Below are 332 nucleotides of genomic sequence, written 5' to 3'. Positions count from 1 at the left end.
GAAATCCCAAAAAATGCACACTTTTTCCGGTATACCCTTCAAAACCCTTGCACTAATTTCTGTGTTTATCAGCCTCTAACCTTTGATATATCAAGGTTTTAGGTTTATTCAGCAAACCCTAAATAGATAAATAAAAACTGGAGTTTAAAAAACCCAGATAAAACAAAAACCTCCTCTAAATAAATAGAGGAGGCATTGTTGTTAAATTGTTGTTAAATATTAAACCTGGCATCGAGCTATTGTGACAGAGGGCAACCCCTCAACTATCGTCGCCGCAGCAGCGTTTCACCTCTGAGTTCGGGAAGGGATCAGTGTGGTTCCACCGCGCCATA

General features: G+C 39.8%; 1 rRNA gene. It reads right to left on the bottom strand.

From position 1 onward, the window contains the following. Positions 1 to 223 precede the first annotated feature (223 nt). Positions 224 to 332, bottom strand: a 5S ribosomal RNA gene (gene rrf / locus FFR48_RS28585); the annotation flags it as partial.

Source organism: Sphaerospermopsis reniformis (genome assembly GCF_005402885.1).
In the GTDB taxonomy this organism is placed as follows: Bacteria; Cyanobacteriota; Cyanobacteriia; order Cyanobacteriales; family Nostocaceae; genus Sphaerospermopsis; species Sphaerospermopsis kisseleviana.
Note: the sequence above shows the minus strand (reverse complement) of the source record. Positions and strands in the feature narration are given on the sequence as shown.